Genomic DNA, 6,710 nt, shown 5'->3' on the forward strand with positions numbered 1-6,710 from the left:
TACCAACCCATCAGGAGCCACCAGTGGGGGAGTACCAACCAATGCATCCGCTGTTGTCTTGAACGTCACCGTCACCAACACCACCGCCACCAGCTACCTAACCGCCTATCCAGCGGGCCTGACCTCACCCCCGATCGTCTCTGACTTGAACTGGACCCAAGGGGACACCGTGCCCAACCTTGTCGTAGTCAACGTCTCTTCTAGTGGCCAGGTAGCCTTCTATAACTCCCTTGGCTCCACCGATCTCATCGTTGACGTACTGGGGTACTACGGGTGAGTGGATTAACCTATTGGTGTTGAATCAAGCGAGGGATGCAGATTTATGAGTCTTTGGTCGGAGTTTTTGACGAACGAGCAACGGGTCGTTCACAAATGGACGCATTACTTTCCGGCCTACGAGGCCCATTTCTCACGATATGTCAATCGTCCTGTTACGATGCTTGAGCTTGGCTGTGGAGATGGCGGATCCTTGCAGCTGTGGAAGCGTTACCTTGGACCAAGAGCCCAGATCATCGGGGTGGACTTTGTCGATGACTCCAGGGAGTTCGAAGAGGATCAGATCGCAGTTCGTATTGGTTTTCAACACGATACCGAGTTTCTTGCCACGATTGTTGAGGAGTTTGGGCGGTTAGACATAGTTCTCGATGATGCAAGTCACGTTATGAAGGACACGATTGAGAGCTTTCGCTTTCTATATCCAAGGATGGATAAGGCAGGAGTGTATATGGTAGAGGACATGCACACGTCATACTGGAATGAGTTTGGTGGTGGACTCAGACGTGATGGCACCTTTATTGAGCTTTCTAAGTCGCTCATAGACGAACTCAACGCCGACCATACGCGTGGTGCGAGCGAGCCAACCGAGTTTACGAAGTCGACGCTCTCGATGCACTTCTATGACAGCGTCGTGGTCTTTGAACGGGGAGCCTCGGTTACCAAGCGACCCTTGAAGATTGGCGAGGGAGTCTACCGGGAAGATGCATGGCAACAGCCAGATCTCTAAGCAGGATCAGTGCCACCGGTTTTGAGGATAACGGTGACTATCGGCGAGGCAAACTGGTCCAAGCCTAAGCTGGGCTTGGCGTGTGTTCATTTCGACCCTCGATGCCTCCCCATGAGAAGGAGTAGGGAAGCGTACTGTAGTAGCTGCGACCGTTATCGTCGACGAGGTCCACATAATGGCGAAATAGTCTGTCGAGCTGCTCATTTGCCCCGAGTACAAATTGAGAGCTGTGCCTCGAGAATATACCTGGGTACCCAAGGACAGAGCCACTGAAGTGGAAGAATCGTAATGGTTCAGTGTTCACTGTCCAGTGTAGTCGGCCATTTCGGGAGGGTTCGAAGCCCAGCCTGCGTTGTGAAAGATTCCAGTAGGCAACGTTGTAACCAGGATGGCGTAGTATAGCAGTTCCTCCTATAAAGGAAGGAAATAGATCACCCCATCGTTGGTCAACAAAGAGCTGGTGGGCTGTGTCGATGACACAGCGCTCCTCGAGGCGTCGTGACCACCAACTCATGATTCGCATAGTTTCAGAGGTTGCACGCAGCGCGACGAAGCCGAAATTGAATGTTCCATATTCTAGGATGCGATACTCGCTCATCTCGGCAAACTCTGCTGGCTCAAGAAGATGGGGAGTGAGGATGCAGTTGACGGTTGAATCGGCACGGAGACTGAGGATCTCGTCCATCGCACTCACCACGAGGATGTCCGGGTCAAAATAAAATAGCATTTCGTTTGGATATAAGGTTGCTAACCACAAGAAGGCGAACGGTTTTAGGGAGGTGTTGAGTTCGGTGATGTTGTAACGGTTGATCATGGTATCAATGTTTACCACACCAAGATCGTTGATCTCGATGAGCTTGAATGGCAGCTCATCAACGGAAATATCGCTGGCGTCATCACACAAGAAGACGTAGAACGTTGAACCTGGGTGGTGTTCCATCAAGCTCTGATGCAGTGTCTTGGCCGAGGCTAGAAAGTTCTTGGAGCAGATTGTGAATGCTACTATTCCTCGCACGCTTGAATTGCGATTCGCCACGTTGCAAAAAGATTCACTCACTCATTCCTCCCAGTTCGCAAGGAGCACCAATGGATGAGAGCATCTCATGCCAAGTGGCTAAGACAACCCCAGGGCTGTAGTCCGCCCGCATTTTCTCTACCGCGCTATATGAGAGTCGTTCCCAGTTGACCTGATCATTGACGATGGCTAGTAGGCCAGTGACGAAGTCATCCACATTTGCAGCGATGACGATGTCTCTGTTTGGAACAAGACCCATCCCTTCGACTCCAATCTCCGTCGCTATACAGGGAACACCAGCTGAAAGGCTGGTCACGATCTTGCCCTTGGCACCTGCACCAAAGCGGAGTGGAGCCACCGTCGCCTTGATCGAGGCGAGCCACAATTCAATGTTTTCAACATGACCTAGATATTCGACTCCAGGTGGGAGAATGTCGAGAATTGTCTTAGGGAGCGACTGGCCTACAATTTGAAGACGCAACCCGGGTTCGTAGGTAGATAACGTCGGCCAAATCTCGCGGACGAGAACCTCTACCGCATCAATGTTGGGCAAGTGACCGAAGTTCCCGATAAAACCAATGACGTGTCCTCGCTCCGAAAAACCTGGAACCGGCCGATCTTGGTGGGTCAATACCGGAGTGGTGTAGATGTTAGCACCTGGTACACGCCTTTGTAGGAAATGACCTTCTATATCTGAAACCACCATTGTTGCCTCAGAATTGCGAGTTAGATAGAGTTCCCGCTCGAGTAACGCACGAGCCTTATTCACCGTTTTGATATCAGCGTTAACCTCCCCCGCTCGTATCTCACGGACACCATGCAGATCCACTGGACTGAAAACAACTTTTGCCCGAGGCGCATGTTCTCTGATCTTCTCATAGTAGTAACCCCCACAGGTTACCCGTGAGAGGATAACCAAGTCGAGGATCTCTCCATAGTTGGCGATGAAATCCTCCAAATTCTCTACCAGTTCACCAGTTGGACACAGGATTTCAGCTTGTGTGAGCGCCTCGCGGTACGTGGTGAACCCATCTGCATCAACTGTCGGGCTAAAGATAACTTGGTAGCCGAGCCTTTTAACAGCATCAAGTTGGCTCATTATCAAGAGTGAGCCAGCATCGCGGTCTGGTTCTGGCCAGATAGCATCAATCATTAAGGCTATTGGAAAGTCACATGCTAAGTTTGATTCCTTCGTACGCCTTACATGCTCTTGGCTTCGAAATGCAGGAAGATAGAGATCTTGAACTCTCCGGTCGATAGGTTGCTGCACCCGATCTTCCTTTGTGTCAACTATTGGGACATCTTTGATGACAGATGTATCGTCTCCGCGTGTAGGTTGATCTTCATCGGGTCTATTGGCTGGGTTGTTTTGGTGAATGAATGCGGAGAGAAGCCTTCTAAGCGGTTGAGGGATGCGAGCACCAAGGCTACGCAAAGGCTCACTTAGTCGCCATGAGGTGCTGGCATAGAGTTCGGCCAAGAGTTGATCTCGCTCGCTTAGATGAACTTTGAGAGCATCGAGTTGAGCTAGTTCTTGTGAATGTTTGAGTTCACGCTGTTCGAGTTGGTCGATAAGTTGAGAGACCTCTCCCGCATGGGACTGCTCACGTGCAACAAGTGTCGCGTTGATCTGTTGAATATTCAGATAGTTATAGAGGATCTCGTAGCGCAGGCGCTCCTCAGATCGGCGAAGTTGGCGACGAAGATCGCTCGCTTCCGTTGGTTTGTTGGATTCTCCGGAAGTTGCAACCTGCGTCCACAGGTGGCTGTTTTGATGTTCCATACGAACTATCTGATCCCGGAGACTGAGCAGATATTCGCGTAGCGTGTACCACGAGATAGTTACCTCAAGTGCGGTTGCGGTGCCGAGCAGGCTAGGTGGAATAGGTAGTTCGATACGATCATCACGTGTTGTTGAGATGCTTGCCAGTGATGAACGCATGCCTCGGTCGTGGCGAGGATCAATTAGGGTAGGATCGGCTTCGGCTAGCGACCTGTCACCGGTGTAAGAGTGCTGCCAGAGCAGAAGTTCATTTTGCCAGAGGCTAATGTCGAGGACGCTCAGGTATCCGGGTTGGTTTGCCGTGTCTAGGGCCAATATTGTCTTGGCAGTTGCGTCACCTACGTCGAAGCGAAACCGCTCGCCTTCACTCCCAATCGAGAGTGGTTGCACGGTCCGGTTAGACGTGCGAAAGGCTTCGTCGTCGCTTCTCTTCCATGAAAGACCGATCTCAAGACGGGGTGGGTCGTGCCTCGCGATGGTTGATGGCGGGATGTTGCTTGACTCACTGTCGGCGATCGTTGTTGCCAGAACGAATTGATAGGTCAGTGCATCAGGTCGATCGAGTAGAGGTTTTAATTCCTTGTGGGAAAAGTCTGATAGAAGATAATGGGAGAATTCGGAATAGGCTAAGTCGAGCTGAATGTCTACTGCTGAGTCAACCCGGAGTTGATGCTGAATGAGGAATTCTGTGAAGCTATCTTTGGTAAAGAAATGCAGATGGGTGCGGTCGAGGATGCCATCATCACGATAGTTGAACTTACCAAATAATAGTTCAACAACTACTCCGATGTAAGTAACATTGGGGACCGAAAAGATGATTTGCCCACTATCGGTTAAGTGCTCTTTCAGTTGATCGAGCAAATTGCTGGGATCGAGAAGGTGTTCGAGGACATCAGCGCAGACGATGTAATTGTAGGTTTGGCTACCGATAAGACTGTCAATTCGATCTTGGTTTAGATCAGCGAGTGCAACACTTCGATAGTGGGCTTTTGCTACAGAGAGTGCTACTGGATTATAGTCCAGTCCATCGACGATACAATCTTTGGAATTGGTAAGATAGCGGCCCAATTCTCCCGTCGAACACCCGACATCAAGAACTGTACTTCCAGCGGTAATCATCCGGGCGATGACGGCTAGCGAGTCAGTTCCGGAAGGGTCTATTGGCTCGCGAGCATATAAATGGCCCTCCGTGACGGAGTTTTGCATACATAATCCTTCCAAATGCCGCTGCTGACCCTAGCTATCCAGTGTGTTTCATTGTACAACAATAGCGTACAACTATTGGGGTGGCGCCAGAATCCAGTGCAAGGCTAGCGCCAAGCCCTTTCGTGGCAACCGCAGGCACCCGAGTGGAGGCGGGCTCCCTTTCCGCTGCATGGTGCCGACATGGGTCCGATTAACGTACGGGCTGCGATCGATTAAGGCGACCCTAGCGCATGGAGATCAGGCGCAAGTGTTTGCAGCTAAGGAAGCAGACGGCAAATCCATACTGATTTAGATATCACAATACAGTGTCGTAATGATCACTATGAGATATAGCCACCTGTATGGACTTGTAGCACTGAGTTCCGGTCCACGAGCGTGTCATCGACTTCGACTATATTGCCCAACGGGTTGCGAGATGCCCGCTCCAGAGCAAAGACCACTTTAAGTAGTAGGTTTGAGGCTGCCGTATAGGAGTGAGTGGGGTGGATGATGGTCGACTCTCCGGCGGGAACTTCTTACAAACACATGTGGCAATTCCCATCCAACCCCCACTGAATCTTCACTTCGCCGAGGGAAGTCCGCTCACGACTTGACAAAGCTTGCCTTGGAGAGTACATTCATACAAATAATTATCTGGGGAGGGGAGCCATGAAGCACGGGAGTGTTTGTAATGCCTCTTGCCCCTTGGTACCCAGGATCCTTGTTGGTAGACGGCTGATGGTTCTCCTCGACTCCTTCACTGTCGTTCCTCCTGTCCGTCGTGACTTCAGGACTGCTCTGAAAGCCAGTAACAGATGAGAGCAAGACTGCTTCTCACATTAGCGCTGGTGATTGGACTTGTTGGTTCTGCCTTCTTCCTGACGAGCTCTTCTGCCAAGGGCTCCACAGGGTTACCTCCCCTCTCTCAGTCCCGTAGTAGTGCTGCTCCAAAGGTAACCCCTCAGTCGACCTCAACCCCTCAGCCTTCTCTCTCGAATCAGACCAGCACCTCTCGGTCTCTGCCGAGTGAGACGGTACCCAGTGCTTCCAAGACCCAAGGCACTACGCTGGCTAATGCAACTCACCCCAACCAGACCTCGGCCTCTCGGTCCTCGGCCAGTTCTCTCTCCACCTCTAGCTCCCAGTCCAGTTCAACCTCTCGGTCCTCTAGCTCTCACACCTCTCTCTCGAATCAGACCAGTACCTCTCGGTACTTACCGAGTGAACCAGCACCCAATGGTGCTAAGGCCAAGGTTGCCACCCTTACGAACTCCACTGTCCCGAACTCAACAGGCCCTAGCTCAACCTCTCAGTCCTCCTCAACCAGCCAGTCCTCCTCCAGTTCCTCACCATCCTCGAGCTACTACCGACTCCAATCTGGGGTGGTGGTTATCCCCCCAGCAGATGATGTCTCCTTATCGGTCAACAACTCCTCCTCTGTGCCCACCGAGACTCTGGTTCTCGCCTCAACTCCCTTAACCTCCTCTCTCAGTACAGGTACCATCATCGTCTCCGCCCTCTCCCCATCGATCCCAAGCGCCTACATGCTCACCATCACCTCTATTACCCGAGTTGCCAACAATCAACTCCTCATCTCTGGAACCGTGCCGAGTCTCTCCAAAGTCTTTAGCTACCTCAACGTCGCAGGTACCGATACCCTTGTCCCTAGTTACCAAGGACAATCCATCACAACCGCGGGGAGCAATAACTGGCAATCCGGGTCC

4 protein-coding genes and 1 pseudogene are annotated in these 6,710 nt (G+C 51.5%); 3 read left to right on the forward strand and 2 right to left on the reverse strand.

Features of this window, described 5'->3' with window-relative positions:
- Together M7439_RS02400 and M7439_RS02405 are read left to right on the forward strand one after the other, a co-directional pair.
- Positions 1 to 277 (forward strand): annotated as a pseudogene (locus M7439_RS02400) (hypothetical protein); the annotation flags it as partial.
- A gap of 45 nt (positions 278 to 322) precedes the next feature.
- The gene (locus tag M7439_RS02405) at positions 323 to 1,003 is read left to right on the forward strand and encodes a methyltransferase domain-containing protein (protein ID WP_308464366.1); all 681 of its coding nucleotides are present in this window, start codon (positions 323 to 325) and stop codon (positions 1,001 to 1,003) included.
- Between the two features lie 64 nt (positions 1,004 to 1,067).
- On the opposite strand, the gene M7439_RS02410 is transcribed toward M7439_RS02405, so the two are convergent.
- Together M7439_RS02410 and M7439_RS02415 are read right to left on the reverse strand one after the other, a co-directional pair.
- A complete protein-coding gene (locus M7439_RS02410) occupies positions 1,068 to 2,060 on the reverse strand; it encodes a hypothetical protein (protein WP_308464367.1) in 993 nt (330 codons plus the stop codon).
- A complete protein-coding gene (locus tag M7439_RS02415; protein ID WP_308464368.1) occupies positions 2,053 to 5,007 on the reverse strand; it encodes a methyltransferase domain-containing protein in 2,955 nt (984 codons plus the stop codon). Before M7439_RS02415 ends, M7439_RS02410 begins: the two co-directional genes overlap by 8 nt.
- Positions 5,008 to 6,371: 1,364 nt before the next feature.
- On the opposite strand from M7439_RS02415, the gene M7439_RS02420 reads away from it, so the two are divergent.
- Positions 6,372 to 6,710 (forward strand): hypothetical protein (locus M7439_RS02420; protein ID WP_308464369.1); only part of this gene is annotated, 339 nt, incomplete at its 3' end.

This window comes from Ferrimicrobium sp. (genome assembly GCF_027319265.1).
Lineage (GTDB): Bacteria > Actinomycetota > Acidimicrobiia > Acidimicrobiales > Acidimicrobiaceae > Ferrimicrobium.

What these genes read in the sequence shown, in the direction of transcription:
- M7439_RS02415 (WP_308464368.1), bottom strand. Translation starts at nt 5,007, where the DNA reads ATGCAAAACTCCGTCACGGAGGGCCATTTATATGCTCGCGAGCCAATA.
- M7439_RS02405 (WP_308464366.1), top strand. Translation starts at nt 323, where the DNA reads ATGAGTCTTTGGTCGGAGTTTTTGACGAACGAGCAACGGGTCGTTCAC.